The organism is Leifsonia sp. KNZ13-11D (assembly GCF_056754895.1).
This window is the reverse complement of record NZ_JBPGWU010000001.1, coordinates 972,865-999,672: the sequence shown is the minus strand read 5'-3', so window position 1 is coordinate 999,672 and position 26,808 is coordinate 972,865. Positions and strand designations below refer to the sequence as shown.

The following is a 26,808-nucleotide window of genomic DNA, read 5'->3' as shown; positions in this document are numbered from 1 at the left end:
CAGTCTATCGAAGGCACAGGAAGGCCCTCCCGGAGCGCGTCCCGGGAGGGCCCTCGGCAATGGTTCTGGCTCGCGTTCGGGTCAGCCGTCCGTGGAGGGGGCGTCCTCCGCGCCGGCGCCGTGCACGTCCTTGGGCGCCTGTTCTGCGCTCGTGGGCGTCGACCGGGTGGCGGCGCGACGCTTCGCCGTCGCGGTGGCCGCTCCGCCCTTCGCCGCCGCCGCATCCACGTCGACGATGTCCGGCGCCTCGAGCCGGATGCGGTCGGCCGACTCGTCGTCGGGCTGCAGCTGGCTCGCCCGCTCGGCCTCGACGCGCTTGAGGTAGGTGCGCACCTCGCGCTCCTCGCGGTCCGTGTCCCAGCCGAGCACCCGTGCCATCAGCGACGCGGCGACGGGCGCCGCCGAGACGCCGCGGTCCCAGGCCTCGATCGAGATCCGTGTGCGACGGGCGAGCACGTCCTCCAGGTGCAGGGCGCCCTCGTGCGAGGCGGCGTACACGACCTCGGCGCCGACGTAGTCGTCGGCTCCGGGCAGCGGCTCGGCCAGGGACGGGTCCTCCCGGATGAGCGCCAGGATGTCCTCGGCGAACGTCCCGTACCGGTTGAGCAGGTGCTCGACCCGGGCGACGTGCAGGCCGGACTCCTTGGCGATGCGCCCGCGGCGGTTCCACGCCGCCTGGTAGCCCTCGGCGCCGACCAGGGCGATCTCCATGGTGGTGGATGCGGGGATCTTCCCGTCGAGCGCGCTCACGGCCGAGTCCACGGCGTCCTTCGCCATCACGCGGTACGTCGTCCACTTGCCGCCCGCGATGACGACGAGCCCGGGCACCGAGTGCGCGACGAGATGCTCGCGCGACAGCTTCGACGTCTGCTCGGACTCGCCCGCGAGCAGAGGCCGGAGGCCGGCGTAGACGCCTTCCACGTCCTCGCGCGTCAGCGGCACGTTGAGCACCTCGTTGACGTGCGCCAGCAGGTAGTCGATGTCCGCCGCGGTCGCCGCGGGGTGCGCCTTGTCCAGGTGCCAGTCGGTGTCCGTCGTGCCGATCAGCCAGTGGCGGCCCCACGGGATGACGAACAGCACGCTCTTCTCCGTGCGCAGAATGAGGCCCATCTTCGACTGGAACCGGTCGCGCGGCACCACGAGGTGGATGCCCTTGGACGCGCGGACCTTGAACTGACCGCGCTCGCCCACCATCGACTGGGTGTCGTCCGTCCACACGCCGGTCGCGTTGACGACCTGCTTCGCGCGGATGTCGAACCGCTCGTCCGTCTCCAGGTCGTGCGCCCGCACGCCGACGACGCGCTCCCCCACCTTGATGAAGCCCTCGACGCGCACCCGCGAGGCGACGTGCGCGCCGTAGTGGGCGGCGGTGCGGACCAGGTTCGCGACGTACCGGGCGTCATCCACCTGGGCGTCGTAGTAGGTGATGCCGCCGACCAGGGCGTCCTTGTTCATCGACGGGATGGCGTTGAGCACCTGCCGCTTGCTCAGGTGCCTGTGGTGCGGGACCCCCGGAGGACGGCCTCCCGTGTACGAGAAGATGTCGTAGAGCATCATGCCGGCGCCGATGTAGAAGCGCTCCCACACCCGCTTGTGGAGCGGGAAGAGGAATCGCACCGGCTTGACCAGGTGCGGCGCGATGCGCTGCAGCAGCAGTCCGCGCTCGATCAGCGCCTCGCGCACGAGCCGGAAGTCGAGCTGCTCGAGGTACCGGATGCCGCCGTGCACGAGCTTGGATGACCGGCTGGAGGTGCCGGACGCGAAGTCGCGCGCCTCGACCAGTCCGACGCTGAGGCCGCGCGTGGCCGCATCCACCGCCGAGCCGGCGCCGACGATGCCGCCGCCGACCACGAGGATGTCGAGCTCTGTGTCTTTCAGCGCCGCGATCGCCGCGGCCCGTTCGGCCGGTCCGAGCCGCGACGGGTAGGTCACCGCCGGATTGGAGGCGGGGGTGGCGTGCCTGTCGCCGCCCGGAGCCGATTGCGTATCCGTCATCGTTCTCTCCCTCCCCGACCGTCGTCGGCCGGCGTCAGTGCTACTGCGTCCGGTAGGGCGCGACCACGACCTCGACGCGCTGGAACTCCTTCAGGTCCGAGTATCCCGTCGTGGCCATGCTCCGGCGCAAGGCTCCCACCAGATTCGCAGAGCCCTCCGCGACCGGGGCCGGCCCATAGAGGATCTCCTCGAGCGGCGCGACCTGGCCCACAGCGACGCGGTTGCCGCGCGGCAGCTGCGCGTGGTGCGCCTCGGCACCCCAGTGCCAGCCGCCTCCCGGGGCGTCGGTCGCGCGGGCGAGGGTCGTGCCGAGCATGACCGCGTCGGCGCCGCAGGCGATCGCCTTGACGATGTCGCCCGAGCTGCCGAGGCCGCCGTCGGCGATCACGTGCACGTAGCGGCCGCCCGACTCGTCCATGTAGTCGCGGCGGGCCCCGGCGACGTCGGCGACGGCGGTGGCCATGGGCGCGTGGATGCCGAGGGTCGAACGGGTGGTGGATGCGGCTCCCCCGCCGAAGCCGACGAGCACGCCGGCCGCACCGGTGCGCATCAGGTGCAGCGCCGCGGTGTACGTGGCCGCGCCGCCGACGATCACGGGCACATCCAGCTCGTAGATGAACTTCTTGAGGTTGAGCGGTTCGACGTTCTTCGAGACGTGCTCGGCGGACACGGTGGTCCCGCGGATCACGAACAGGTCGACCCCCGCTTCGACCACGGTCTCGTACAGCTCTTGCGTGCGCTGCGGCGAGAGCGCGCCGGCGACCGTGACGCCGCCCTCGCGGATCTCGGCGAGGCGGCGGGTGACGAGCTCCGGCTTGATCGGCTCGGAGTAGATCTCCTGCATGCGCGCGGTCGCCCGCTCCGCCGGGAGCTCTCGGATCTCGGCGAGCAGCGGCTCCGGGTCTTCATAGCGGGTCCACAGCCCTTCGAGGTCGAGCACACCGAGGCCGCCCAGCTGGCCCATCATGATGGCGGTGGTCGGCGAGACGACGGAGTCCATCGGCGCCGCGATGAACGGGATGGAGAACTGGTACGCGTCGATCGTCCAGGAGACCGAGACGTCCTCCGGGTCACGGGTGCGACGGCTGGGAACCACCGCGACGTCGTCGAAGGCGTACACACGGCGGGCGCGCTTGGCGCGCCCGATCTCGATCTCCATACTCACGCGCTTCAGTCTAGGCCGCCGGTCCCTCCCGGCCAGTGCGCACGTCCTCGACCAGGGTCGACGAGGCTCTAGGTCGAAGGGTCCCCGCGGTGGGATGGTGGGGTGGTGACCGTCGAAGCCGAACCGCTCAGCCGCCTCCGCCAGCGCACCAGTGAGAAGTGGCGCGCCTACCCCGACGACGTCCTCCCGCTGTTCGTCGCCGAGATGGACTACCCGCTCGCGCCGGCGATCGCCGAGGCGCTGCACGCCGCGGTCGACCGCAACGACACCGGGTACATCGGTCCCGACAACCGCACGCAGCGCGCGTTCGCGCGGTTCGCCCGTGACCGCTGGGGCTGGGAGGTCGACGCGGCGCGCACCCGCACCACGGCCGATGTCGGAGTGGTGATCGTCGAGTCTCTCCGGATGCTCATCGAGCCCGGCGACCGCGTCGTCATCACGCCGCCGGTCTACCCGCCGTTCTTCGACTTCATCCCGGAGGCCGGTGGGGTGGTCGAAGAGGTGCCGCTGCTGGAGGGCGGCGCCGACGGCCGCGGGTGGGCGCTCGACCTCGCCGGGCTGGAGCGCGCCTTCGCCGGGGGCGCGAAGGCGTTCCTGCTGTGCAACCCGCACAATCCGCTCGGGCTGGTGCATCCCCGGGAGGAGCTGGAGGCCGTGGCTGCGCTGGCCGCGCGCCACGGCGTGTGGGTCGTCAGCGATGAAGTGCACGCACCGCTGACGCACTCCGACGCGACCTTCACGCCGTTCCTGTCCGTCTCGGAGGAGGCACGGCAGGTGGGTGTCGCCGCGCATGCGGCGAGCAAGGCATGGAACCTCGCCGGGCTCAAATGCGCGCTGTTCGTGACGGCGTCGCGCGAGCAGTCGGAGCGCGTCCACGCGCTCCCCATCGAGGTGGAGGTGCGGACCAGCCAGTTCGGCCGTATCGCCTCCGAGGCCGCCTACCGCTCGGCACGCAGCTGGCTGGACGGCGCGCTGGTGGCGATCGAGTCCAATCGCGCACTGCTCTCGCTGCTGCTCACCGATCGCCTTCCGCGCGTGCGCTACCGGGAGCCGCTGGCCGGCTACCTGGCGTGGCTCGACCTGCGCGAGCTGGGCTGGGGCGACGACCCGGCCGACCGCATCCTGAAGGAGGCCCTCGTCGCCGTCAACCCGGGCACCGATTTCGGGCGCCAGGGCGCCGGTTTCGTCCGGCTGAACTTCGCCTGCTCGCCGGAGGTGCTGACCGAGGCCATCGACCGCATCGCCGAGCTGACGCGGCACTGACCCGCTCGATCGCGCGACTGCTGCGTTTCGGAACGTCTGCGCCGGGGCGACCCGCCGCAGACGTTCCGAACGACCGCAGTCGGCGGATCAGCGACGGTAGTTCGGGGCCTCCACGACCATCTGCACGTCGTGCGGGTGCGACTCCTTGAGGCCGGCCGCGGTGATGCGCACGAACTTGCCGTTCTGCTTGAGCTCGGGGATGGTGCGCGCACCGACGTAGAACATCGACTGCCGGAGGCCGCCCACGAGCTGGTACGCCACGGCGGACAGCGGTCCGCGGAACGGCACCTGCCCCTCGATGCCCTCGGCGATCAGCTGCTCGTCGCTCGGCACATCCGCCTGGAAGTAGCGGTCGCGCGAGTAGGAGGTCTTCTTGCCCCGGGTCTGGAGAGCACCGAGCGAACCCATGCCGCGGTAGTTCTTGAACTGCTTGCCGTTGACGAACACCAGCTCACCCGGCGACTCGGAGGTGCCCGCGAGCAGCGAGCCCAGCATGACGCTGTCTGCGCCAGCGACCAGCGCCTTGGCGATGTCGCCGGAGTACTGCAGGCCGCCGTCCGCAATGAGCGGGACGTTCGCCTCCCGCGCCGCGAGGGACGCCTCGTACACGGCGGTCACCTGGGGGACGCCGACGCCCGCGACCACGCGCGTGGTGCAGATCGAGCCCGGGCCGACGCCGACCTTGATCGCGTCCGCACCGGCGTCGATGAGCGCCTGAGCGCCCGAGCGGGTCGCCACGTTGCCGCCGATGACGTCGACGTGCGACGCCCGCGGCTCTGCCTTGAGGCGGCGGATGATGTCGAGCACGCCCGCGCTGTCGCCGTTGGCGGTGTCCACGACGATCACGTCGACTCCCGCGTCGACCAGCGTCATGGCACGGTCCCAGGCGTCGCCGAAGAAGCCGATGGCGGCGCCGACGCGCAGCCGGCCTTCCTCGTCCTTCGTGGCGTCCGGGTACTTCTCGCTCTTGTCGAAGTCCTTGACCGTGATCAGTCCGCGCAGCTTGCCGTCGGCGTCCACCAGCGGCAGCTTCTCGATCTTGTGCTCGGCGAAGATGGCGACCGCGGAGTCCGGGTCGATGCCGACCGGGGCCGTGATGAGGGGCTGACGGGTCATCACGTCGCGGACCTTGGTGGTCGACCGCTCGAACGGCGAGACGAAGCGCATGTCGCGGTTGGTGATGATGCCGACCAGCGTGCCGTCCGGCTCCACGACGGGGAGTCCGCTGACCCGGAACTGGCCGCACAGCGCGTCGACCTCTTCGACGCTCGCGTCCGGCGTGGTGGTGACGGGGTTGGTGATCATGCCCGACTCCGAGCGCTTCACCTTGTCGACGTGAGCCGCCTGGTCCTCGATGGAGAGGTTGCGGTGGATGATGCCGATGCCGCCCTGGCGCGCCATGGCGACGGCCATCCGCGACTCGGTGACGGTGTCCATGGCGCTCGAGAGCAACGGCGTCGCCATCGAGATCCGCTTGGTCAGGCGAGTGGAGGTGTCCGCCTCACTCGGGATGACGTCCGTGTGCCCCGGGAGCAGCATGACGTCGTCGTAGGTCAAACCGATGAATCCGAACGGATCCGCCTGGTCCATTTCACCCCTATCAAGATGCGCGACTGTGGATGCTCAATGGTAACGGCAGAACCTGGGCTGCTATTCCGCCGATTCCGGCCCGGGCTTCCGTCGTTTCAGTCGACAGGCGCGAGGTCGAGCTCGGCGGCGCGCTTGCCCTGACGGGCGGCCACGATCATGTCGACGCTGAGGATGATGAGCGCGAGCCACACGATCGCGAAACCGACCCAGCGCTCGGGCGGCATCGCCTCGTGCAGCACCGCGACGCCGACGACGAACTGGATGAACGGCGCGAAGTACTGGATGAAGCCCATGTAGACGAGCGGCAGGCGCCGGGAGGCCGCGGCGAAGAACAGGAGCGGCACGGCAGTGATCACTCCCGCTCCGGCGAGCAGCACCGTGTGCCAGGGACCGTCGGAGCCGATCGTGAGCCCCGCGGTGACGCCCACGACCACCAGCTGGATGATGGCGACCGGCGTCAGCCACAGCGTCTCCAGGGTGAGGCCGGAGAGCGCATCCACCCGTCCGCCGACGCGCTTCTTGATGAGCCCGTAGAAACCGAACGAGAAGGCGAGGATGAGGGCGATCCAGGGTACCGAGCCGTAGCCGACGGCCAGGACGATGACGGCGACGACGCTCACGCCGACGGCGACCCACTGGGCGATCCGCAGCCGCTCGCGCTGGACGAGCACACCCAGGAACACCGTCACGATCGGGTTGATGAAGTACCCGAGCGCCGCCTCCACGACGTGACCGCTGACCGTGGCGAGCACGTAGGTCTGCCAGTTGACGTAGATGAACGCGCCGGCCACGCCCATAGTGAGGAGGACCCGCGCATCGCGCAGCAGGGCCGCGAACCGGCCCCACGAGCGCGTGACGGTCAGCGCGATGGCGCAGAAGGCCAGCGAGAAGATGACCCGCCACGCCACGATCTCCCACGCGCCGGCCGGGGCGAGCGCGAGGAAGTAGATCGGGAGGATGCCCCAGAGGACGTACGCGGAGACCGCGTACACCAGCCCGGAGGTGCGGTGCGAGGAGAGGTCGTCTGGCTGTGCCACTCGTCCGACTCTACCGCCGCCCGCCGACGCCGGCTCCGCCGCCCGCCGGCCCCGCCGCTCCGCGGCCCCGCCGCCCGCCGGCCCCGCCGCTCCCCGGCCCCGCCGCTCGATCTCGACATTCGGCACGAATCGCGCCTCACACTACGCACACCGCGACATTGGGCACGAATCGTCGGGGCCCGTGGGGCTCCTGCGCTTGCGAGGATGCGACATTCGGCACGAATCGCGCCTCACAACCCCTCTAAGCCTTCATTCGGCACGAAATGCGGACCAGGGGTGGGCGCCTGCTCCCCTCGGGTACCTGACATTCGGCACGAATCGCGGCTCACGTCACGTCCTGGAGGTCATTCGGCACGAATCGTTCCTCGGACGAAGCGCGTCGAAGCGCACGCCCGCAGACACGACGACGGCCCGGCTGCTCAGGGCAGCCGGGCCGTCGGAAGAAGGGTGCGTCAGCGGACGACGACCGCGAGCACGTCGCGGGCCGACAGGACCAGGTAGTCCTCGCCGCCGAACTTGACCTCGGTGCCACCGTACTTGGAGTAGATGACCTTGTCGCCCACGGCGACGTCGAGGGGGACGCGGTTGCCGTTGTCGTCGATGCGGCCCGGGCCCACGGCGACGACCTCGCCCTCCTGCGGCTTCTCCTTGGCGGTGTCGGGGATGACCAGACCGGAAGCAGTGGTCTGCTCAGCCTCGACCTGCTTGATGACGATGCGATCCTCGAGCGGCTTGATGGAGACCGACACGTTGACCCCTTTCCTGTGAAGAACAGTGTCTCGACTAAGACTGATTAGCAAACTCGCAGTGAGAGTGCTAACACGAGTCTAGGGGGTGCGTTAGCAGTCCCGCAACGTGAGTGCCAGGGTAGCCTGGACGCCATGGAACGGTCCGAGCTGGTCGCACTGCTGAGCCCCGAGGGCCTGCGGCTGCTCGACTCGCTCCCGCCCTACCGCAGCGAGCGCGATGTGCTGCGGATCGTCTCCGACCTGCGCAAGCAGGGTCACTCCCCCGCGCTTGTCGCGGCAGTCCTGACGCAGTCGAAGCTGCGCCGCAAGGCCCAGGCCAAGTTCGGCGACTTCGCCGCGAGCATGCTCTTCACGGAGGTCGGCCTTGAGCAGGCGACCCGGCTGCCGGTCGCCGCGCGCCACGCCGGGCGGTTCCGCGCCGCCGGGCTGTACCGCGTCGCCGACCTCGGCTGCGGGATCGGCGGCGACGCTCTTGCCCTGGCCGCCCTCGAGCTGGAGGTGACCGCCGTCGAGGCCGACGAGGTCACCGCGGCGATCGCCTCCTTCAACCTCGCGCCGTTCCCGACGGCCAGGGTCGAGCACGGCCGGGCCGAGGATGTGGACCTGAGGACCGTCGATGGCGTGTTCCTCGACCCGGCTCGCCGCACCGCCGGGCACACGCAGACCGAACGCCTGGTCGACCCTGACGACTACGCGCCGTCGCTGGGCTTCGCGTACGAGCTGGCGACCGGTCGCTCGGTCGGCCTGAAGCTCGGCCCCGGATTCGACCGCGACCTCATCCCCTCGAACGCCGAAGCGCAGTGGGTGTCGGCCGACGGGCAGGTGGTCGAGCTGGGCCTGTGGTTCGGGGCGCTGGCTCGGCCGGGCATCCGGCGCGCCGCCCTGGTGCTCCGCGGCGATCAGGCCGACGAGCTGGTCGCGGACGCCGACAGCGAGGACGAGGAGACCGGGCCGCTCGGGGAGTACCTCTACGAACCGGACGGCGCCGTCATCCGCGCCCGCCTCATCGGCGACCTCGCCCGGCGCATCGGCGGGCGGATGCTCTCCGACCAGATCGCCTACATCACCGCCGACGCCCCCGCGGAGACACCGTTCGCCGCCGGTTTCCGCATCCTCGAGACCCTGCCGTACGGTGAGAAGGATCTGAAGCGGGCGCTGCGTCAGCGCGGCATCGGCACCCTCGAGATCAAGAAGCGCGGGGTGGATGTGGACCCTGCGGCGCTCCGCCGCCGGCTCGCCCTCAACGGCGACCGCCCGGCCACCCTGATCCTCACCAGGGTGGCCGGGCGGCACACGGCTCTGCTCGCCGAACGGGTCTGATCAGCCTCCGTAGTTGTTCCCGTAGGTGGCCAGGCTGGCGAAGATGATCGCGAGGAAGATCCAGTAGATGATCGCGATCGCGATGCTGACGAAGCCGAGGATGATGCCGGTCAGCCAGAAGCCGCGCGCCTGCGGCTCCTTGCGGCGGCCGATGAAGCCGAGCACGACCGCGGCGATGCCGAACAGGAATCCGATGCCCCACGCGAGGTTGAGCACGATGCCGACGATGCCGCCGACGAGTGAGAGGATGCTCAGGATCGGCGACTTGGCGGCCGGCTGCCCGTAAGGCTGCGCGTACCCGGGGGCGGGCTGACCGTACGCGGGCTGGCCGTAGCCCGGCTGACCCGGCTGACCCGGCTGCTGACCGTAAGGCTGCTGACCGTACGGCTGCTGGTAGCCCGGCGCCGGCGGCTGCTGACCGTAACCCGGCGCCGGCGGCTGCTGGCCGTATCCCGGGGCCGGCGGCTGCTGGCCATAGTCCGGGGTCGGCGCAGGCGGCGGAACGGCTCCGGTGTCGCCCGCGGGCGGCTCGGGCGCGGCCGGCGGGACGGAACCGTTCTGTGCGTTCGGGTCCACGGGCTCGGCGGGGGTGTTCGGATCGGTCATGGGACCCATCTCCTTCAGTGAAGTCGTCGTTCGGCGTCCCGTCCGGGAAGCTCCGCTTCCTGAGAGAACGCTGTATCAGGTCCATCGTGACAGGGTGCGCGCAGGGGTGTCAACGCACCGACGTCAGCGGGTGACCTGAATCTCCGTCACCGGGAGGGTCGAGTCCGCCGAGAACGTCAGCTCGCTGGGTCCGTGGCCGGCCAGGATGAGCTGCGCGCCGAGCGCTGCGATCATCGCGCCGTTGTCGGTGCACAGCGACAGGGCCGGGATGCGCAGCGCGACGCCCGCCTCGGCCGCGCGCTGCACGGCGAGCTGCCGGACGCGCGCATTCGCGACGACGCCGCCGCCGAGCAGCAGCCGGGGCACACCGTGGTCGCGGCAGGCGGCCAGCGCCTTCGTGATCAGCACATCCACGACCGCCTCGCGGAACGAGGCGGCCACGTCGGCGACCGGCACCTCCTCCCCGGCGTCCTGCCGCTGCTCCACCCAGCGGGCGACCGCCGTCTTGAGCCCTGAGAACGAGAAGTCGTACCGGTGGTTCTCCAGGTCCTTCGGCCGCGTGAGCCCCCGCGGGAACCGGATGGCGGCGGGATCCCCGTCCGCGGCGACCCGGTCGATCTGGGGACCACCGGGATACGGCAGGCCGAGCACTCGCGCGACCTTGTCGAACGCCTCCCCGGCGGCGTCGTCGATCGTCTCGCCGAGCAGCTCCACATCCGACACCAGGTCGCGCACCAGCAGCAGCGAAGTGTGGCCTCCGGAGACCAGCAGGGCGATCGTCGGGAGCTCGACCGGATGTCCGGGGCCGCCCGACGCGTCCAGCAGGTCCGCGCCGACATGGCCGACCAGGTGGTTGACCGCGTACAGCGGCTTTCCCAGCGAGACGGCGAGCGCCTTGGCAGCGCCCACCCCGACCATGAGGGCGCCGGAGAGGCCCGGGCCGCTCGTGACTGCGATGGCGTCCACGTCGGCCAGCTCGATGCCGGCGTCCGCGATCGCGGTGCGGATGGTCGGCTCGAGCGCCTCGAGGTGTGCGCGCGCCGCGACCTCGGGGACCACGCCGCCGTAGCGGGCGTGCTCCTCCATCGACGACGCGATCGTGTTCGCCAACAGGGTCGTGCCGCGCACGACGCCCACGCCGGTCTCGTCGCACGAGGTCTCGATGCCGAGCACCAGGGGTCCGGAGTCCGTGGCTGCGGTGGTCATGCGATCGTCGTCTCCGGGGTGGGGACGGTGAGGCGCATCACGATGGCGTCCACTCCGTCCGGCTGGTAGTAGCGGGGTCGCACGCCGATCTCTTCGAAGCCGAGCGTGCGGTAGAGCGTCTGCGCGCCCGGGTTGTCGGCGCGCACCTCGAGGAAGACCTCGCGCGCTCCGCGGCGCCGGGCCTCCCCGATCAGGGCGAGCATGAGCGTGCGCCCGAGGCCGCGGCGCCGGGCGTGCGGCGCGACGGCGATGGTCTGGATGTCGCCCTCACCGGCCCCGCGCGGCGCCAACAGACCGGCGTAGCCGTCGATGCGGTCGGGTGCGCCGGGCTCGAACGCGACGAGGTAGTAGCCGTGCTGACCGGTGACCTCGGACAGCATCGAGCGCTCCGACCAGGCGTCGGTGAGGAACACCGAGCGTTCCAGCTCCATGATGGCCGGGACGTCGTCGCGGGATGCGCGGCGCAGCTCGTACGCGACGTGCGCGTTCGCCGACGCCTCGGCCGTCATGCGGTCACCCGCTTCGGGCCGGCAGAGAGGGTGACGTCCGGCGAGCGCAGGTACAGCGCCTCGTCCGGGTCCATCGGGAGCCTGTGCGCGTAGCGCAGCTCGGCCAGCATGCCGAGGCGCCCGGCCGGCACCACCTCCGCGTCGAACCGTTCGATACCGAGATGCGGGAGGTCGTCCGGCTTCGCGAGTCCGGGGCCGTCAAGCCGCACCGGGAGGCTGTGATCGCCGGTGCCGGAGTAGGCGGTCCAGTAGCGCTCGCGGCGCCGCGCATCCGTCACCACCAGCAGGGGTCCCGTGTGCCCGGCGGCGTAGCGGTCGTACGCCACGGCGTCGTGGCTGACCACGGGGACGAGCGGGCGGCCGATGCCGATCGCGAAGGCCTTCGCCGCGGCGATCCCGACGCGCAGCCCGGTGAAGGGGCCGGGGCCCATGCCCGCGACGACACCGGAGAGCGCACGGCGGTCGATCCCTGCGACCGTGAGCGCCTCGTCGATCAGCGTGCCGATCACCTCGGCATGGCGCATGGTGTCCGTCTCGATCACCTCGGAGAGCACCCCGGCGTCCCGGTCGACGACCGCCACACTGGTGCCGGCCGACGTGTCGATGGCGAGAAGCATGCGTCCAGCCTATGCGGGATCGGCGACGTCCGTCCCCTGAGCCCACCGCGGACCGAAGCCAGTGATGGTCACGGTGCGCGGCTCGTCCACCTCGTCGACGTCGGCCTCATCCTCTGCGGAGCCGTCGGCGCTCTCATCCGCGCCGGACGGTCGCTCGATCGCGACCTCCAGCCACGATTCGGCGACGCCGTCGAGCATCCCGGCGCCCCACTCCACCACGACGACGGAGCGGGCGAAGTCGATGTCGAGGTCGTCCAGCTCCAGCGCGCTCGACAGGCGGTACGCATCCACGTGCACCAGCGGCGCCCCGCCGGACAGGCTGGGATGCGTGCGCGCGAGCACGAAGGTCGGGCTCGTCACCGGCCCCCGCACGCCGAGCCCCTCCCCGATGCCGCGGGTCAGCGTGGTCTTGCCCGCGCCGAGCGGCCCGGACAGCACGACCAGGTCGCCCGCACGCAGCCGAAGGGCGAGCTCCCGGCCCAGCTCGTGCATCTCCTCCGCGGTCGCGATGCGACGCACAGTGGGGACGTGGGATGCGGTCGTCATCGCTCACCTCCGAGGAAGGTCCGGGTCAGCCTCCCGCCGAGCCGCGTGACGATCTCGTAGTTGATGGTGCCGGCGGCCTCCGCCCAGTCGTCGGCGCTCGGCACCCCCACCGCCGGGTCGCCGAACAGCACGACCTCGTCGCCGACCTGCACGTCGAGGTCGCCCACATCCACCACGAACTGGTCCATGGCGACGCGTCCGCTCACGCGGAACGTCCGGCCGCCGATCGACACGGGCGCCCGGTTGGAGGCGTGCCGCGGGATGCCCTCGGCGTACCCCAGCGGGACCAGCGCCAGCGTGGTCTCCCCGGAGGTGCGGTACGTGTAGTCGTACGACACGCCCTTGCCTGCGGGCACGCGGCGCACCGCGGCCACCCGGCCGCGCAGCGTCATGGCGGGACGCAGGCCCAGCTCGGCGGCCGAGCCGCCGAACGGCGAGAGGCCGTAGACGGCGATGCCGAGACGCACGAGGTCGTAGCGCGCCTCGGGCAGCGAGAGGGCCGCGGCGCTCGCGGCGATGTGCCGGAGCTCCGGCATAAGGCCGGCCGCGGCGGCGCGCTCGAGCGCCCGCTCGAAGAGCGCGATGGCGGCCCGGTCGTCCTCGGGCGAGGCGTTCGAGAGGTGCGAGAAGATCCCGCGCACGACGATGGCGCCCTGCGTCTCCAGCTCACGGGCTCGGGCGAACGCCGCGTCCCAATCCTCCTCGGCGAGCCCGTTGCGGCTCAGCCCGGTCTCGACCTTCAGCTGAACGAGGACCGGCGCCGGCCCGTCGCCCGCCGCCGCGGCGGCCTCCAGCTGACCGAGAGAGGAGAGTCCCAGATCCAGTCCGGCGGCCGCGGCCGTGGCGAAGTCCTCGTCCGGGTCGTGCAGCCACGCGAGCACGGGCGCGGTGATCCCGGCCTCGCGCAGCGCGAGACCCTCGGCGATCTCGGCGACCCCCAGCCAGTCCGCTCCCCCGGCCAATGCGGCGCGAGCGCACTCGACCGCACCGTGACCGTACGCGTCCGCCTTGACGACGGCCATCACGTGCGGCGTGCCGACCAGCTCGCGCAGGCGGGCGACGTTGTCCGTCACCGCATCCAGGTCGACGACGCGCTCGCGGAAGGCGGCGCTCACGGCGCGCACTCCGTCACGACGAACGCCGTCGCGATCCCGGCGTCATGCGACATCGACACGTGGATGCGCGTGATGCCGCGCTCGCGCACCTGCGCCTCGACCACGTTGTGCAGCACGAAACCGGGGTTCCTCTCCTCGTCCGGCACGATCTCCATGTCGTGCCAGCGCACGCCCTCGGAGCCGCCGAGCGCCTTGATCAGCGCCTCCTTCGCCGCGAAGCGCGCGGCGAGGGAGTGCACGGGCAGCGGACGCTCCGCCTCCGTGAACAGCCGCTCCCGCAGCTTCGGGGTGCGCGCGATGGACCGCTCGAAGCGGGCCAGATCGACGACGTCGACCCCGATGCCGGCGATCACGGCATCACTCCACGGTGACGGACTTGGCCAGGTTGCGCGGCTGGTCCACGTCGAGGCCCTTGGCCGCGGAGAGCTCCATCGCGAAGATCTGCAGCGGCACGACCGCCAGCAGCGGCTCGAAGAGCGGCGCGGCGAGCGGGATGCGGATGACCTCGTCGGCGAACGGGAGCACCGCGGCGTCGCCGGCCTCGGCGATCGCGATGACGCGGGCGCCGCGGGCGCGGATCTCCTGGATGTTCGACACGACCTTCTTGTGCAGCTCGTCCGACCAGCGGGGGCTCGGAACGACGACGAAGACGGGCTGGCCCGGCTCGATCAGCGCGATCGGCCCGTGCTTGAGCTCGCCCGCCGCGAAGCCCTCGGCGTGGATGTACGCGAGCTCCTTGAGCTTCAGCGCACCCTCCAGCGCGATCGGGTAGCCGACGTGGCGGCCGAGGAACAACACGGAACGGGTGTCCGACATCCACTTGGCCAGCTGTGCGATTTCGCCGTGCGACTCGAGCACGGTCGCGATCTTCCCTGGCACCGACTGCAGTTCGGCGATCGCGTCGCGCTGCTGCGCGGCGGACAGGGTGTCGCGCACGCGAGCGAGGTGCAGGCCGAAGAGGTACAGCGCCGTGATCTGCGCGACGAACGCCTTCGTCGAGGCGACAGCGACCTCCGGGCCGGCGTGCGTGTAGAGCGCGGCGTCGGACTCGCGAGGGATGGTCGCACCCTGCGTGTTGCAGACGGAGATCGCCTTGGCGCCGGCCTCGCGGGCGTACTTGACGGCCATCAGCGTGTCCATCGTCTCGCCCGACTGGCTGATCGAGATGACCAGCGTGCCGTCCGTGAGGACCGGCTCGCGGTAGCGGAACTCGTGGCTCAACTCGACCGTCACGGGCACGCGGGCCCACTTCTCGATGGCGTAGCTGCCGACCAGGCCGGCGTACGCGGCCGTGCCGCAGGCGATGATCGTGATGCGGTCGATGCCCGCGAAGTAGGCGTCGCCCAGCGCATCCAGCTCGGGGATGTGCACCGTGTCGCCGACGAGTCGGCCGCGCAGCGTGTTCGCCACCGCGTCCGGCTCTTCCGCGATCTCCTTCGCCATGAACGACGACCAGCCGCCCTTCTCGGCGGCGGACGCGTCCCACGCGACCTCGAACGGCTCGACCTCGACCGGCGCGCCGACGAAGTCGGTGACCGTCACGCTGTCCGGGGTGATGGTGACGATCTGGTCCTGGCCGATCGCCATCGCACGGCGGGTGTGCTCGACGAAGGCGGCGACATCCGAGCCGAGGAAGTTCTCGCCCTCGCCGAGCCCGATCACGAGCGGCGAGTTACGGCGCGCGCCGACGACGACGTGCGGCTGGTCCTGGTGCATCGCCAGCAGGGTGAAGGCGCCCTCCAGGCGCGAGACGACGGCCTGGAACGCCTCCGGCAGATCGCCGGTGCGGCGGTACTCCCGGCCGAGGAGCACCGCGGCGACCTCGGTGTCGGTCTCCGACTCGAAGGCGAAACCGTCGGCCAGGAGCTCGTCTTTGAGGGTCGCGAAGTTCTCGATGATGCCGTTGTGGATGACCGCCAGCCGACCCTCGTCGCCGAGGTGCGGGTGCGCGTTCACGTCGGTCGGGCCGCCGTGCGTCGCCCAGCGGGTGTGGCCGATGCCGGTCTGGCCGTTCGGGATGGGGTTGTGCTTCAGCTCGTCGGTGAGCACCGACAGCTTTCCGGCTTTCTTCGCGGTGCCGAGGGCCCCGTCCGGGCCGATGACGGCGATGCCGGCCGAGTCGTATCCGCGGTATTCCAGGCGCTTCAGACCGCCGAGGAGCACCTCGAGGCTCTTGTCGGTACCGACGTACCCCACGATTCCACACATGCCCACGAGTCTATCGTGGGCCCGGATGAAGCCCTGCTGGGAGGCCGCCCCTAGACTGGGTGCCCTATGCTTCCGAACGGTGACTCCTCCACCCCCTTCGTCGAGCTGAGCCGGAGCGACTGGGCCGAGCTGGCGCAGAACACGCGCCTCCCGCTGCTGGAGACCGAGGTCGTGCAGCTGCGCGGCCTCGGCGATCCGCTCGACATGCGCGAGGTGGAAGAGGTCTACCTGCCGTTGAGCCGTCTGCTCAACCTCTACGTCGGCGGCGCCAAGCAGCTGCACCGGGTCACCAGCGACTTCCTCGGCGAGCGCGCGGCGAGCACGCCGTTCGTGATCGGCGTCGCGGGTTCCGTCGCCGTGGGCAAGTCCACCATCGCGCGCCTCCTCCGCGAGCTGCTGTCGCGCTGGGACGACACCCCCCGCGTCGAGCTCGTCACCACGGACGGCTTCCTGCTCCCGAACGCCGAGCTCGAGCGGCGCGGCCTCATGGAGCGCAAGGGCTTCCCCGAGTCGTACGACCGCAAAGCGCTGCTGCGCTTCGTCACCGCCATCAAGAGCGGAGCCCCCGAGGTTCGCGCTCCGTTCTACTCCCACCTCAGCTACGACATCGTGCCGGACGCGGAGATCGTGGTGCGCCGTCCCGACGTTCTCATCGTCGAGGGACTGAACGTGCTGCAGCCCGCGGGCGGCGGCAACCGGCTCGCCGTGAGCGACCTCTTCGACTTCAGCGTCTACGTGGATGCGCGCACCCGTGACATCGCCCGCTGGTACGAGGAGCGCTTCCTGAAGCTGCAGCGCGGCGCGTTCGCCAACCCGAAGTCGTACTTCCACCGCTACGCGTCGCTGACCGAGGAGCAGGCGCGGGCCCGGGCCGCCGCGATCTGGTCGAGCATCAACGAGCCGAACCTCGTGCAGAACATCCGGCCGACACGCTCGCGCGCGAAGCTGGTGCTGCGCAAGGACGAGGACCACGCCGTCAGCTCGGTCCTGCTCCGCAAGCTGTAGGGCATTCAGACCTCACGTCCAGATGCGGGAGGCTGTCAAGCTCTGGCCGGGGATGCACACATCCCGTAGGCATGAGGCATGCCAACTCCACGCTCCCGCGCCGCCGAAGTGTTCGGCCGCCGCGTGCGCGAGGCGCGCATCGCCCTGGGCATGAGCCAGGAGGACATCGCCGGGCTCGCGGACATGCACGTGACCAACTACGGCCGAGTCGAGCGCGGCGAGGCGAACTCCGAGCTGCACACGATCGTCCGTCTCGCGACCGCACTCGACGTGGATCCGGCCGAGCTCATGCGCGGTCTCTACGGCGCCGACATGCTGCCGGACCGCTCGCGCGCCTACTCGGTCGCCGACTTCATCGCCGCGCGCCGGGCGCAGGAGTCGCGCTAGGCGCTCGCGTCGGCCGTCTGGCGATGTGGACGGTCCTCAGAGCGACAGGCGCTCGCGCACCACGTCGGCCAGCTCGGCGGCCAGGCGCTCCGCGGTCTCCTGATCGGCCGCCTCCACCATCACGCGCACCAGCGGCTCGGTGCCGGAGGGACGGAGCAGCACCCGACCGCTGTCGCCCAGGGCGCTCTCCGCGGTCTGAACGGCCGTCCGCAGCAGTTCGTCGGTGTGGACGCCGTGGTGGTCGACGTTCTTCACGTTCACCATCACCTGCGGGTACACGGTCATCACACTGGCCAGCTCGGCGAGCGACTTCTTCTGGCGCGCCATCTCGCTGAGGAGGTGGAGTCCGGTGAGGATGCCGTCGCCGGTGGTCGCGAACTCGCGCATGATGACGTGGCCGGACTGCTCACCGCCGAGGGAGAAGTCGTGCTCGTTCATCTCCTCGAGCACGTAGCGGTCGCCGACCGCCGTCTCCACGACCCGGATGCCGTGTTCGCGCATGGCCAGCTTCAGGCCGAGGTTGCTCATGACCGTGGCGACCAGCGTGTCCTCGTGCAGCTTGCCGCGCTCCTTCATGCCGACCGCGAGGATGGCCATGATCTGGTCGCCGTCGACGACGTTGCCGTTCGCGTCGATCGCGAGGCAGCGGTCCGCGTCGCCGTCGTGGGCGATGCCGACATCGGCGCCGGCGGCGAGCACCGCCTCCGCGAGCTTGTCGAGGTGGGTGGAGCCGACCCCGTCGTTGATGTTCATGCCGTCCGGGGAGTCGCCGATCACGGTGACCCGGGCGCCGGCGTCGGTGAACACCTCCGGCGAGATGCCGGCGGCCGCGCCGTGGGCGCAGTCGAGCACGACGTGGATGCCGTCGAGCCTGTGCGGCAGGCTGGCCAGCAGGTGGACCACGTAACGGTCCTCCGCGTCGGCGAAGCGGCGGATGCGGCCGACGGCCGCGCCTGTGGGCGTCAGCTTGTCGAGGTCGAGGTGCTGCTCGATGCGGTCCTCGACGATGTCCGGGAGCTTGGTGCCACCGCGGGCGAAGATCTTGATCCCGTTGTCGGGCGCCGGGTTGTGCGACGCCGACACCATCACACCGAAGTCCGCGTCGAAGTCGGCGATGAGGAACGCCGCAGCGGGCGTGGGGATGACTCCCGCGTCGTACACGTCGATGCCGGAGCTGGCCAGCCCGGCCGCCACGGCGGCGGAGAGGAACTCGCCCGAGACGCGGGGGTCGCGGGCGACGATGGCCGAAGGGCGCTTGCCGGCGGCGCGGCGCGCCTCGGCGCTTCGGCCTTGCGTCAGTACAGCAGCAGCTGACTGCGCAAGGCCGAGCGCCAGGTCGGCGGTGAGACTGCCGTTCGCGAGACCGCGAACGCCGTCGGTTCCGAAAAGGCGGGGCATGAACCGAAGCCTAGACGCTCGCGAGCGTCAACGCTTGGAGAACTGCGACGCCTTGCGGGCCTTCTTGAGACCGGCCTTCTTGCGCTCGGTGACGCGAGCGTCGCGGGTCAGGAAGCCGGCCTTCTTGAGGGTCGGGCGGTTGTTCTCGCGGTCGATCTCGTTGAGAGCGCGCGCGATGGCGAGGCGCAGGGCGCCCGCCTGGCCGGAGGGGCCGCCGCCGGTGATGCGGGCGACCACGTCGTAGGAGCCGATGAGGTCGAGCACCTTGAACGGGTCGGTGATGAGCTGCTGGTGCAGCTTGTTCGGGAAGTAGTCCGCGAACTCACGGCCGTTGACCGTGAGGGTGCCGGAACCCGGGACCAGGCGCACGCGCGCGATGGCCTCCTTGCGGCGGCCGACGGCCGCGCCGGGGACGGAGAGGACGGCGCGCGGGGCGGCCGGGGCCTCAGAGGCCGGGGTCTCGGTCGAGTAGGACTCGACGTTCTCGGCCTGGGCCGAGTCGATGCTGTCTGCGATCTTCGCCACGGTGGTGATAATCCTTTGTCTCTTGAAGTCTGAAGGTCTGCGTCGCCGGCGTTACTGGGCGACCTGGCCGAGCGTGTAGTGCTTCGGCTGCTGGGCGGCGTGCGGGTGCTCGCTTCCGGTGTAGACCTTCAGCTTGCGGAGCTGGGCGCGACCGATGGAGTTCTTCGGGAGCATGCCGCGGACGGCCTTCTCGACGGCGCGGATCGGGTTCTTCTCGAGGAGCTCGGCGTAGGTGGTCGCCTTGAGGCCGCCCGGGTAGCCCGAGTGGCGGTAGGCCTTCTTCTGCGCGGCCTTCTGGCCGGTCAGAGCGACCTTGTCGGCGTTCACGATGATGACGAAGTCGCCCATGTCCATGTGCGGGGCGAAGGTCGGCTTGTGCTTGCCGCGCAGCAGCGCGGCGGTGTGGCTGGCGAGACGGCCGAGCACGACATCGGTCGCGTCGATGACGACCCAGTCGCGCTGGATCTCGTCTGCCTTCGGGGAATAGGTGCGCGTCACAGTAGTGGCTGCTTTCTGTCTCGAACGGAGGTGTTCGTGAATCCCGCTCCTATGGGGGTTCGCACGCCGATGGCGAGAGAACCGGACCGGTGGAGGGCTCACGTTCGTGCGTCCGGCCGCAGGGGGCCCGGACACCAAAGAGCAATACTACGGGAGCCGGGAGCATGCGGTCAAACCGGGAGGGAGAGACCCGTCTGGTGCTCGGCGACATCCCACACCCTGGCGGCCTCCGCCCTGTCGCGGAGCGGCGGGTACAGGGTCTGCTCCGCCGGTGCGCCGCCCAGGTGACCCGGTCCGCTCGGGCCGTACATCCGGCCACCTTCCGCCTCCGGAGCTGTCGCGGCGAGCAGCGCGGGCAGCGCGGCCGTCTCCGGGGTGCCGACCAGGATGCCGCGGGCGGACAGCCAGCGGATCAGGCGGACCGCCCCGGTGTCCGCCGCACGTCCGTACCCGGGCTGCGCAGCGAGCAGGTTGGTCGGAGCGACTCCGGGGTGCGCGAGGTTGCTGGTGATCCCCCAGCCGCTCGCCGCGCTGCGGCGATCCAGCTCGAGCCCGAACAGTCCGAGGGCGATCTTCGAGGCGCTGTATGCCGCTTGGGCGCGGTACCGCCGTTCGCCGGCGAGATCGTCCCAGTCGACGGAGCCGCTCCGCGCTGCGACGCTCACCTGGGATGTGACCCGCGCGCGCCCGTCCTGCAGCAGGGGGAAGAGGGCTCCCACGAGCGCGACATGGCCGAGGAGGTTGGTGCCCCACTGCAGCTCGAACCCGTCCACCGTGGTGCGGCGCTCCGGCGGCGTCATCAGCCCGGCGTTGTTGATGAGGAGGTTGACCGGCCGCCCGTCCGTTCGCATCCCCTCGCCGAAGGCGGCGACCGAGTCGAGCGACGCCAGGTCGAGGTCGCGAAGCACCAGGTGCGCATCCGGGAAGGCCGAACGGATCCGATCCGCCGCCGCTGCTCCCTTCGCACGGTTGCGCACCGGCATGACGACGTCCGCGCCCGCCTGTGCAAGCCGCGCCGCGATGACCGCTCCCATGCCGTCGCTGGCCCCGGTGACGACGGCACGTTTGCCGGTGAGTGAGGGGATGTCGATGTCGATCGAGCGTGCCACGGTGTTCTCCTTCGTTCGGTGACTCCACCCTGGACGCTCGGGCGCTCCGTAGCCACGGCCCGGCGATCCGTGGTTACGGAGCGCGCCAGACGGTAGACATGAGTGGTGATCGACCGCATCGGACTCGCCGAATTCCTCCGGACACGGCGCGAACTGCTCCAGCCGGAGGACGTGGGTCTTCCGCGCGGCAGCCGGCGCCGCACGTCCGGGCTGCGGCGCGAGGAAGTGGCGGCACTGGCCCACATGTCCGTCGACTACTACGCCCGGCTGGAGCGGGAACGGGGGCCCCAGCCGTCCGAGCAGATGCTCGCCTCGATCGCACAGGGGCTGCATCTCTCCCATGCGGAGCGCGATCACCTGTTCCGCCTCGCCGGCCACACCCCGCCGGCGCACGGCCCCGAGAGCGAGCACGTGAGTCCCGGCCTGCTGCGCGTGCTCGACCGGCTCGACGACACCCCTGCCGAGATCGTGACCGAGCTGGGAGAGACGCTGCGGCAGAGCAGGATGGGCGTGGCTCTGACCGGCGACACGGCGTCGCTCCGCGGACCGGAGCGCAGCCTCGGGGTGCGGTGGTTCACCGACCCCGGGTCGCGCCGGCTGTACGCGTCTCGCGACCACGACTTCCTGAGCCGGATGTTCGCCTCCGGCCTGCGCGAGATCGTGACAGCGCGCGGCCCCGGCTCGCGAGCGGCCGCACTAGCGGAGTACGTCCTCGGCCGCAGCGCCGAATTCCGGACGCTCTGGGCGGCGCACGAGGTCGGGCTCCGGCCGAACGAGGTCAAGCATTTCGCGCACCCGGAGGTCGGGGAACTCGAACTGCACTGCCAGCAGCTCGTCGACCCGGGTCAGGCGCATTCGCTGCTCGTCTACACCGCGATACCCGGCAGCGAGTCCGCGGAGAAGCTGCGACTGCTGTCGGTCATCGGGGCCCAGACACTGCACTGAGAGGCCACCGCGCCGGAGCGGACGCTAGAGCTCGCGCATCGCGCGCGTGCGCTCCGCACGGAGGGCCAGCTCCGCTCCCTCGGGGTAGCCGACCTCCATCAGGGTGAGGCCGCGCGCGGGCATCACCCTGAAGGCGCTGGTGCGCTGCTTCTCGTCGCGCAGCACCACCAGGTCGCCGGGGCCGAGCTTGCCCTCCCCCACCTCGACGCACGCTCCGACCAGCGCGCGCACCATGCTGTGGCAGAAGGCGTCGGCCGTCAGCTCGGCGACGAGCACTCCGTCCGAGTCGCGGCGCCAGCTGAACGCCTGGAGGGTCCGGATGGTCGTCGCACCCTCGCGGGCCTTGCAGTAGCTGGCGAAGTCGTGGAGGCCGAGCAGCCCGTGGGCGGCCATGTCCATCGCATCCACGTCGAGGTCCGCCGACACCCAGGCGGTCCGGTGGCGCTGCAGCGGGTCACGGAGGGCCGCGCGGTCGGCGACACGGTATTCGTAGCGTCGCCAGAGGGCCGAGAAGCGCGCGTCGAACCCTTCGGGCGCGACCGTCGCGGCCAGCACCACGACGTCGGACACCGGACCCAGGATGCCGTTCAACCGCCGACCGAGCGCGCCCTCGGCGGACAGCGGCGGACGCTTCCCGTGCGGCTTCCGCAGGACCGCCTCGTGCGCCGGGGACAGGTCGACGTGGGCGACCTGCCCGACGGCGTGCACCCCGGCATCCGTTCGGCCGGCGACGGTCAGGAGCGGCGGCTCCCCCGCCCGGCGGAAGATCGTCGCGAGGGCGTCCTCCAGCGTCCCCTGCACCGTCCGCAGCCCGGGCTGGCGTCCCCAGCCGTTGAAGTCCGTCCCCTGGTAGGCGATGTCGAGCCGGTACCGGCGCGACCGTTCCGCGGCCGGGGCGGCCGGCGCCGGATCAGTAGGCACGGACGAGCCCCGTCTCGGCCTGCGTGGTGACGAAGCCCATCCCCGTGTAGAGGCCGAGCGCGCCGGTGGGGTTCTCGGCGTCGACGTCGAGCACCACCTTGTCCCAGCCGCGCGCGGCACACGCCTCGAGCACGGCACGCAGCAGCGTCGGCGCGATGCGGCGCCCGCGGTACGGCCGGATCACCGCGACGGTGGACACGTAGGCGCCGGTGAAGCCCTGGCCGGGCCAGTCGTCCTCGTTCACATCGGTGAGCAGCACGCCGGCGACCTCGCCGCCCGCCATGGCCACGTATGACAGCTCCGGCACGAAGAGCCCGGACACGAGGCCGGCGAACTGCTCGTCGCTCAGCGGCTGGCTGCCCCAGTGGTCGCGGAAGGCGTCGTCCCGGGCCGCGTGGACGGCCTCGGCCAGCTCGCTCGTGTACGGCGCGATCCGCACCTCCATCGTCGGCGACACCTCGGGGATCGGGTCACGCAGGTCGCGCTCCATGGTGCGGAAGTAGCGGGCCACCTCGAACCCGCCGGCGAGCAGCAGCCGCTCGCGGTCCGGGGCCCGGCGGTCCGCGTAGCCCACGAGCCACCCGGGGAGCGTCTTCTCCGACCCGGCCAGCTTCTGCTCGCCGCGGGCGCGCTGCCAGGCGAGCAGCTCGCGCCCGATCCCCCGGCCCCGGAACTCGGGATGCACCCCGCCGTTCATGAACTCGCGCACCAGCGTCTCCTGCCGCGGCGGCTCCATCACGATGCCGAGAGCGGCGACGCGTCCGTCGGCGGTGACGGCCAGGAGCGAGTCGGCTTCCAGGTCGATGAAGCTGTAGCCGAGCTCCTCCTCGACCTCTTCGCGCGTGGCGACGTAGTTGGGGTGGTCCTGGACGGCGATCGCCCTGTACACCTCGTGCACCGCATCCACATCGGCCGCAGTCGCGGGCCTCCACTCGGCGATGAGGGGATGCTGCGGGCGGTAGGTCGGCGGCGCGGTGACGCGCTCGCGGAGCGGCGGCAGGGTGTCGTCGGTCATCCCTTCACCCTAGAGCCTCGCCTCCCACCCGCGCCCGCTCATCGAGGGGTCGCAACACGCCGTTATCCCGCGGCCATAACGGCGCGTTGCGACCCCTCGATCGCCGGCAACGACGAAGGCCCCGCATCCGGGGATGCGGGGCCTTCGTGAGAGCAGGAGGGTGTTACGCCTTCTCCGCCTCGGTCTCGGCGTCGGTCTCACCGGCGGCCTCGGCGTCGGCGGTCGCGTCCTCCGCGACCTCGGCCTCGGCGGCCGCGGTCTCGGTGCTGGTCTCGTCGACCGGAGTCTCCTCGGTCGCGGCCTCTTCGGTCGCGGCCTCTTCGGCAGCAGGCTCCTCCGCGGGGGTCTCCTCGACCGGCGCAGCCTTGGGGGCAGTGGAGGTCTTGGTCGACTTCACCTTCGGGGTGACCGGCTCGAGGACGAGCTCGATCTGGGCCATCGGGGCGTTGTCGCCCTTACGGAAGCCGAGCTTCGTGATGCGGGTGTAGCCGCCCTCACGCTCGGCGACCAGCGGCGCGATCTCCGTGAAGAGCTCGTGCACGACGGACTTGTCGCTGATCACAGCGAGCACGCGACGGCGGGCGTGCAGGTCGCCGCGCTTCGCGAAGGTGATCAGGCGCTCGGCCACGGGACGGAGGCGCTTGGCCTTGGTCTCGGTGGTCTTGATGCTCTTGTGGGTGAAGAGCGCAGCGGCCAGGTTCGCGAGCAGCAGGCGCTCGTGCGCCGGGCCGCCCCCGAGGCGGGGGCCCTTGGTGGGCTTAGGCATGATCGGTTATCTCCAGTGTTGAAAAGGTCTGATGGCTGAGTCGGACGACGAGCCTCAGATGGTGGTGGACTCGTCCTCGTCGTACCCGCTGTAGAAGTGGGCGCCGTCGAACCCGGGGACCGAGTCCTTCAGCGACAGGCCCATCTCCGTCAGCTTGTCCTTGACCTCATCCACCGACTTCTGACCGAAGTTGCGGATGTTCATGAGCTGCGTCTCCGACAGCGAGACGAGCTCGCTCACGGTGTTGATGCCCTCGCGCTTGAGGCAGTTGTACGAGCGGACCGACAGGTCGAGGTCCTCGATCGGCATCGACAGCTCGGAGCTGAGGACGGCGTCGACCGGCGCGGGGCCGATCTCGATGCCCTCGGCCGCGCTGTTGAGCTCGCGGGCCAGACCGAACAGCTCGACCAGGGTGCGGCCGGCCGAGGCGATGGCGTCGCGCGGGCTGATCGCGGGCTTGGTCTCCACGTCGACGACCAGACGGTCGAAGTCGGTGCGCTCACCGGCACGGGTGGCCTCGACGCGGTAGGTGACCTTGAGCACGGGCGAGTAGATCGAGTCGATCGGGATCTGGCCCGCCTCGCTGTACTCGTTGCGGTTCTGCTGCGCCGAGACGTAGCCGCGGCCGCGCTCGATGGTCAGCTCGACCTCGAACTTCGCCTTGTCGTTGAGCGTCGCGATCACGAGCTCGGGGTTGTGGATCTCCACACCGGCCGGGGCCGAGATGTCGGCGGCGGTGACCTGACCGGCGCCCGTCTTGCGGAGGTACGCGGTGATCGGCTCGTCGTGCTCGCTGGAGACCACCAGACCCTTGATGTTCAGGATGATCTCGGTCACGTCCTCCTTCACGCCCGGCACGGTGCTGAACTCGTGCAGCACGCCGTCGATGCGGATGCTGGTGACCGCAGCGCCGGGGATGGAGGAGAGCAGGGTGCGGCGCAGGGAGTTGCCGAGGGTGTAGCCGAAGCCGGGCTCCAGGGGCTCGATGACGAACCGCGAGCGGAACTCGGAGATGTTCTCTTCGGTGAGCGTAGGACGCTGTGCAATGAGCACTATTGATTCCTTTCGGCTGAATGTCCGCTATATGACATTCGCTTCTACTGAGGTGGGGGTGTCACGCCGTCAGGCGGCGACCCGGTGGAGTCGCCGCCTGCGGCGGACTGAAGAGAACTGCTTAGACGCGACGGCGCTTGGGCGGGCGGCAACCGTTGTGCGCCTGCGGGGTGACGTCGTTGATCGAGCCGACCTCGAGGCCGGCGGCCTGGAGGGAGCGGATCGCCGTCTCGCGACCCGAACCGGGGCCCTTGACGAAGACGTCGACCTTCTTCATGCCGTGCTCCTGCGCCTGGCGCGCAGCCGACTCGGCGGCGAGCTGCGCCGCGAACGGGGTCGACTTGCGGGAGCCCTTGAACCCGACGCCGCCGGACGAGGCCCAGCTGATGACCGCACCGGTGGTGTCGGTGATCGAGACGATCGTGTTGTTGAACGTGCTCTTGATGTGGGCCTGGCCCACAGCGATGTTCTTCTTTTCCTTCTTGCGCGGCTTGCGAGCGGCCGACTTGGGTGCTGCCATTTCTTCTCCTGAATCCTAAGAGCGTGGGGCCGCGGGCCTTAGCGCGCCTTCTTCTTGCCGGCCACGGTGCGCTTCGGACCCTTGCGGGTACGAGCGTTGGTCTTGGTGCGCTGGCCGCGGACCGGGAGGCCCTTGCGGTGGCGGATGCCCTCGTAGCTGCCGATCTCGACCTTGCGGCGGATGTCGGCGGCCACCTCGCGGCGCAGGTCGCCCTCCACCTTGAAGTTGCCCTCGATGTAGTCGCGGAGAGCGACGAGCTGCTCGTCGGTCAGGTCCTTGACGCGGATGTCGCCCGAGATCTCGGTCTCGCGCAGAGTCTGGAGGGCGCGGGTGCGGCCGACTCCGTAGATGTAGGTGAGTGCGACCTCCACACGCTTCTCGCGCGGGATGTCGACGCCTGCTAGACGTGCCATGTGTTGGCTTCTCCTGTGATGAGTGGAGGTCTGCAGCGATCCCGGTGCCCCGGCCTCCTCCGAGGGTGTCCCCCGCGTCCGTCTCCGGGTGCGGGTTCTGGCATCGCCTGTTCTTCTATTCGGTTGTGACTGCGTTCAGCCGCGTTCGCTCAGCCCTGGCGCTGCTTGTGACGCGGGTTCTCGCAGATGACCATGACCCGGCCGTTGCGACGGATGACCTTGCACTTGTCGCAGATCTTCTTGACGGAGGGGTTGACCTTCATGAGTGACTCTTACCTTTGTTCGCTGTCCTCGTACCTCGCCCGGGGCGACCCGTTGGGCGAGGCC

29 protein-coding genes are annotated in these 26,808 nt (G+C 70.7%); 5 read left to right on the top strand and 24 right to left on the bottom strand.

Annotated elements, in window-relative coordinates; translation table 11 throughout:
* Positions 1-81: 81 nt before the first annotated feature.
* Together ACR9Y5_RS05070 and ACR9Y5_RS05065 are read right to left on the bottom strand one after the other, a co-directional pair.
* Positions 82-1,995 carry a glycerol-3-phosphate dehydrogenase/oxidase gene (locus tag ACR9Y5_RS05070; RefSeq protein WP_481296933.1) on the bottom strand — a complete coding sequence of 638 codons (1,914 nt, stop codon included), beginning with the start codon at positions 1,993-1,995 and terminating at the stop codon, positions 82-84.
* 40 nt (positions 1,996-2,035) lie between these two features.
* Entirely contained in the window at positions 2,036-3,154 is a 1,119-nt protein-coding gene (locus ACR9Y5_RS05065; protein WP_481299521.1) for a GuaB3 family IMP dehydrogenase-related protein, read from the bottom strand.
* Positions 3,155-3,265: 111 nt separating this feature from the next.
* Between ACR9Y5_RS05065 and ACR9Y5_RS05060 the strand changes: the two genes are divergently transcribed.
* A complete protein-coding gene (locus tag ACR9Y5_RS05060; protein ID WP_481299520.1) occupies positions 3,266-4,423 on the top strand; it encodes a MalY/PatB family protein in 1,158 nt (385 codons plus the stop codon).
* Positions 4,424-4,510: 87 nt separating this feature from the next.
* On the opposite strand, the gene guaB is transcribed toward ACR9Y5_RS05060, so the two are convergent.
* The 3 genes from guaB to groES all read right to left on the bottom strand — a co-directional run bounded on the left by guaB (position 4,511) and on the right by groES (position 7,799).
* Positions 4,511-6,013: an IMP dehydrogenase gene (guaB, locus tag ACR9Y5_RS05055; protein ID WP_481296932.1), complete on the bottom strand. Its 1,503-nt coding sequence runs from the start codon at positions 6,011-6,013 to the stop codon at positions 4,511-4,513.
* Positions 6,014-6,108: 95 nt separating this feature from the next.
* The gene (rarD, locus tag ACR9Y5_RS05050) at positions 6,109-7,050 is read right to left on the bottom strand and encodes an EamA family transporter RarD (protein ID WP_481296931.1); all 942 of its coding nucleotides are present in this window, start codon (positions 7,048-7,050) and stop codon (positions 6,109-6,111) included.
* Between the two features lie 452 nt (positions 7,051-7,502).
* The gene (gene groES / locus ACR9Y5_RS05045; RefSeq protein WP_055894868.1) at positions 7,503-7,799 is read right to left on the bottom strand and encodes a co-chaperone GroES; all 297 of its coding nucleotides are present in this window, start codon (positions 7,797-7,799) and stop codon (positions 7,503-7,505) included.
* A 132-nt stretch (positions 7,800-7,931) separates the two neighbouring features.
* On the opposite strand from groES, the gene ACR9Y5_RS05040 reads away from it, so the two are divergent.
* Positions 7,932-9,119 carry a THUMP-like domain-containing protein gene (locus ACR9Y5_RS05040; RefSeq protein ID WP_481296930.1) on the top strand — a complete coding sequence of 396 codons (1,188 nt, stop codon included), beginning with the start codon at positions 7,932-7,934 and terminating at the stop codon, positions 9,117-9,119.
* Here ACR9Y5_RS05040 and ACR9Y5_RS05035 read toward each other — a convergent pair whose 3' ends face one another.
* The 8 genes from ACR9Y5_RS05035 to glmS all read right to left on the bottom strand — a co-directional run bounded on the left by ACR9Y5_RS05035 (position 9,120) and on the right by glmS (position 15,926).
* Positions 9,120-9,725 carry a DUF4190 domain-containing protein gene (locus ACR9Y5_RS05035; protein WP_481296929.1) on the bottom strand — a complete coding sequence of 202 codons (606 nt, stop codon included), beginning with the start codon at positions 9,723-9,725 and terminating at the stop codon, positions 9,120-9,122.
* Between the two features lie 123 nt (positions 9,726-9,848).
* Positions 9,849-10,931: a tRNA (adenosine(37)-N6)-threonylcarbamoyltransferase complex transferase subunit TsaD gene (tsaD, locus tag ACR9Y5_RS05030; protein WP_481296928.1), complete on the bottom strand. Its 1,083-nt coding sequence runs from the start codon at positions 10,929-10,931 to the stop codon at positions 9,849-9,851.
* Entirely contained in the window at positions 10,928-11,440 is a 513-nt protein-coding gene (gene rimI, locus ACR9Y5_RS05025) for a ribosomal protein S18-alanine N-acetyltransferase (RefSeq protein WP_481296927.1), read from the bottom strand. Before rimI ends, tsaD begins: the two co-directional genes overlap by 4 nt.
* Positions 11,437-12,057, bottom strand: coding sequence for a tRNA (adenosine(37)-N6)-threonylcarbamoyltransferase complex dimerization subunit type 1 TsaB (gene tsaB, locus ACR9Y5_RS05020; protein WP_481296926.1), 621 nt, complete (start codon positions 12,055-12,057; stop codon positions 11,437-11,439). The genes rimI and tsaB overlap by 4 nt, the downstream gene beginning before the upstream one ends.
* A gap of 9 nt (positions 12,058-12,066) precedes the next feature.
* Positions 12,067-12,603 (bottom strand): tRNA (adenosine(37)-N6)-threonylcarbamoyltransferase complex ATPase subunit type 1 TsaE, encoded by a 537-nt coding sequence (tsaE, locus tag ACR9Y5_RS05015; RefSeq protein ID WP_481296925.1) that lies wholly within the window; start codon positions 12,601-12,603, stop codon positions 12,067-12,069.
* Positions 12,600-13,727, bottom strand: a complete 1,128-nt coding sequence (gene alr, locus ACR9Y5_RS05010) for an alanine racemase (RefSeq protein ID WP_481296924.1) — start codon at positions 13,725-13,727, stop codon at positions 12,600-12,602. The genes tsaE and alr overlap by 4 nt, the downstream gene beginning before the upstream one ends.
* Positions 13,715-14,071: a holo-ACP synthase gene (locus tag ACR9Y5_RS05005; RefSeq protein WP_440741467.1), complete on the bottom strand. Its 357-nt coding sequence runs from the start codon at positions 14,069-14,071 to the stop codon at positions 13,715-13,717. Before ACR9Y5_RS05005 ends, alr begins: the two co-directional genes overlap by 13 nt.
* Positions 14,072-14,075: 4 nt before the next feature.
* Complete coding sequence (glmS, locus tag ACR9Y5_RS05000) at positions 14,076-15,926, bottom strand: glutamine--fructose-6-phosphate transaminase (isomerizing) (protein WP_481296923.1); 1,851 nt, start codon at positions 15,924-15,926, stop codon at positions 14,076-14,078.
* Between the two features lie 66 nt (positions 15,927-15,992).
* Here glmS and coaA point away from each other — a divergent pair, with 66 nt between their 5' ends.
* Positions 15,993-16,931: a type I pantothenate kinase gene (gene coaA / locus ACR9Y5_RS04995; RefSeq protein ID WP_481296922.1), complete on the top strand. Its 939-nt coding sequence runs from the start codon at positions 15,993-15,995 to the stop codon at positions 16,929-16,931.
* 78 nt (positions 16,932-17,009) lie between these two features.
* Positions 17,010-17,318, top strand: coding sequence for a helix-turn-helix domain-containing protein (locus tag ACR9Y5_RS04990; RefSeq protein ID WP_481296921.1), 309 nt, complete (start codon positions 17,010-17,012; stop codon positions 17,316-17,318).
* A 36-nt stretch (positions 17,319-17,354) separates the two neighbouring features.
* Here the strand turns inward: ACR9Y5_RS04990 and glmM are convergent, their stop codons facing one another.
* The 4 genes from glmM to ACR9Y5_RS04970 form a co-directional block, all read right to left on the bottom strand.
* Positions 17,355-18,716 carry a phosphoglucosamine mutase gene (gene glmM, locus ACR9Y5_RS04985; RefSeq protein ID WP_481296920.1) on the bottom strand — a complete coding sequence of 454 codons (1,362 nt, stop codon included), beginning with the start codon at positions 18,714-18,716 and terminating at the stop codon, positions 17,355-17,357.
* Positions 18,717-18,743: 27 nt separating this feature from the next.
* Positions 18,744-19,241: a 30S ribosomal protein S9 gene (rpsI, locus tag ACR9Y5_RS04980; RefSeq protein ID WP_481296919.1), complete on the bottom strand. Its 498-nt coding sequence runs from the start codon at positions 19,239-19,241 to the stop codon at positions 18,744-18,746.
* 51 nt (positions 19,242-19,292) lie between these two features.
* On the bottom strand, positions 19,293-19,739 hold the full coding sequence (rplM, locus tag ACR9Y5_RS04975) for a 50S ribosomal protein L13 (RefSeq protein WP_481296918.1): 447 nt from the start codon (positions 19,737-19,739) through the stop codon (positions 19,293-19,295).
* A gap of 170 nt (positions 19,740-19,909) precedes the next feature.
* Positions 19,910-20,848 (bottom strand): SDR family oxidoreductase, encoded by a 939-nt coding sequence (locus ACR9Y5_RS04970; protein ID WP_481296917.1) that lies wholly within the window; start codon positions 20,846-20,848, stop codon positions 19,910-19,912.
* A gap of 105 nt (positions 20,849-20,953) precedes the next feature.
* On the opposite strand from ACR9Y5_RS04970, the gene ACR9Y5_RS04965 reads away from it, so the two are divergent.
* Positions 20,954-21,793, top strand: a complete 840-nt coding sequence (locus ACR9Y5_RS04965; protein WP_481296916.1) for a helix-turn-helix transcriptional regulator — start codon at positions 20,954-20,956, stop codon at positions 21,791-21,793.
* Between the two features lie 24 nt (positions 21,794-21,817).
* Here the strand turns inward: ACR9Y5_RS04965 and truA are convergent, their stop codons facing one another.
* From truA to rpmJ, 7 genes are all read right to left on the bottom strand, one after another.
* A complete protein-coding gene (gene truA, locus ACR9Y5_RS04960) occupies positions 21,818-22,714 on the bottom strand; it encodes a tRNA pseudouridine(38-40) synthase TruA (protein ID WP_481296915.1) in 897 nt (298 codons plus the stop codon).
* On the bottom strand, positions 22,704-23,729 hold the full coding sequence (locus ACR9Y5_RS04955) for an N-acetyltransferase family protein (protein ID WP_481296914.1): 1,026 nt from the start codon (positions 23,727-23,729) through the stop codon (positions 22,704-22,706). The genes truA and ACR9Y5_RS04955 overlap by 11 nt, the downstream gene beginning before the upstream one ends.
* Before the next feature lie 163 nt (positions 23,730-23,892).
* On the bottom strand, positions 23,893-24,495 hold the full coding sequence (gene rplQ, locus ACR9Y5_RS04950; protein WP_481296913.1) for a 50S ribosomal protein L17: 603 nt from the start codon (positions 24,493-24,495) through the stop codon (positions 23,893-23,895).
* 54 nt (positions 24,496-24,549) lie between these two features.
* On the bottom strand, positions 24,550-25,548 hold the full coding sequence (locus ACR9Y5_RS04945) for a DNA-directed RNA polymerase subunit alpha (protein ID WP_018191943.1): 999 nt from the start codon (positions 25,546-25,548) through the stop codon (positions 24,550-24,552).
* 121 nt (positions 25,549-25,669) lie between these two features.
* Positions 25,670-26,068, bottom strand: a complete 399-nt coding sequence (rpsK, locus tag ACR9Y5_RS04940; protein ID WP_018191944.1) for a 30S ribosomal protein S11 — start codon at positions 26,066-26,068, stop codon at positions 25,670-25,672.
* A 38-nt stretch (positions 26,069-26,106) separates the two neighbouring features.
* Positions 26,107-26,481: a 30S ribosomal protein S13 gene (rpsM, locus tag ACR9Y5_RS04935; protein ID WP_018191945.1), complete on the bottom strand. Its 375-nt coding sequence runs from the start codon at positions 26,479-26,481 to the stop codon at positions 26,107-26,109.
* Between the two features lie 149 nt (positions 26,482-26,630).
* Positions 26,631-26,744 carry a 50S ribosomal protein L36 gene (rpmJ, locus tag ACR9Y5_RS04930; protein ID WP_011186712.1) on the bottom strand — a complete coding sequence of 38 codons (114 nt, stop codon included), beginning with the start codon at positions 26,742-26,744 and terminating at the stop codon, positions 26,631-26,633.
* Between the last annotated feature and the right edge of the window lie 64 nt (positions 26,745-26,808).

Coding starts and splice junctions, on each gene's coding strand:
- ACR9Y5_RS05070 (WP_481296933.1), bottom strand. CDS start 1,995: ATGACGGATACGCAATCGGCTCCGGGCGGCGACAGGCACGCCACCCCC.
- ACR9Y5_RS05065 (WP_481299521.1), bottom strand. CDS start 3,154: ATGGAGATCGAGATCGGGCGCGCCAAGCGCGCCCGCCGTGTGTACGCC.
- guaB (WP_481296932.1), bottom strand. CDS start 6,013: ATGGACCAGGCGGATCCGTTCGGATTCATCGGTTTGACCTACGACGAC.
- ACR9Y5_RS05040 (WP_481296930.1), top strand. CDS start 7,932: ATGGAACGGTCCGAGCTGGTCGCACTGCTGAGCCCCGAGGGCCTGCGG.
- ACR9Y5_RS05035 (WP_481296929.1), bottom strand. CDS start 9,725: ATGACCGATCCGAACACCCCCGCCGAGCCCGTGGACCCGAACGCACAG.
- tsaD (WP_481296928.1), bottom strand. CDS start 10,931: ATGACCACCGCAGCCACGGACTCCGGACCCCTGGTGCTCGGCATCGAG.
- rimI (WP_481296927.1), bottom strand. CDS start 11,440: ATGACGGCCGAGGCGTCGGCGAACGCGCACGTCGCGTACGAGCTGCGC.
- tsaB (WP_481296926.1), bottom strand. CDS start 12,057: ATGCTTCTCGCCATCGACACGTCGGCCGGCACCAGTGTGGCGGTCGTC.
- tsaE (WP_481296925.1), bottom strand. CDS start 12,603: ATGACGACCGCATCCCACGTCCCCACTGTGCGTCGCATCGCGACCGCG.
- glmS (WP_481296923.1), bottom strand. CDS start 15,926: ATGTGTGGAATCGTGGGGTACGTCGGTACCGACAAGAGCCTCGAGGTG.
- coaA (WP_481296922.1), top strand. CDS start 15,993: ATGCTTCCGAACGGTGACTCCTCCACCCCCTTCGTCGAGCTGAGCCGG.
- ACR9Y5_RS04990 (WP_481296921.1), top strand. CDS start 17,010: ATGCCAACTCCACGCTCCCGCGCCGCCGAAGTGTTCGGCCGCCGCGTG.
- glmM (WP_481296920.1), bottom strand. CDS start 18,716: ATGCCCCGCCTTTTCGGAACCGACGGCGTTCGCGGTCTCGCGAACGGC.
- ACR9Y5_RS04955 (WP_481296914.1), bottom strand. CDS start 23,729: ATGACCGACGACACCCTGCCGCCGCTCCGCGAGCGCGTCACCGCGCCG.
- rplQ (WP_481296913.1), bottom strand. CDS start 24,495: ATGCCTAAGCCCACCAAGGGCCCCCGCCTCGGGGGCGGCCCGGCGCAC.
- rpsK (WP_018191944.1), bottom strand. CDS start 26,068: ATGGCAGCACCCAAGTCGGCCGCTCGCAAGCCGCGCAAGAAGGAAAAG.
- rpsM (WP_018191945.1), bottom strand. CDS start 26,481: ATGGCACGTCTAGCAGGCGTCGACATCCCGCGCGAGAAGCGTGTGGAG.
- rpmJ (WP_011186712.1), bottom strand. CDS start 26,744: ATGAAGGTCAACCCCTCCGTCAAGAAGATCTGCGACAAGTGCAAGGTC.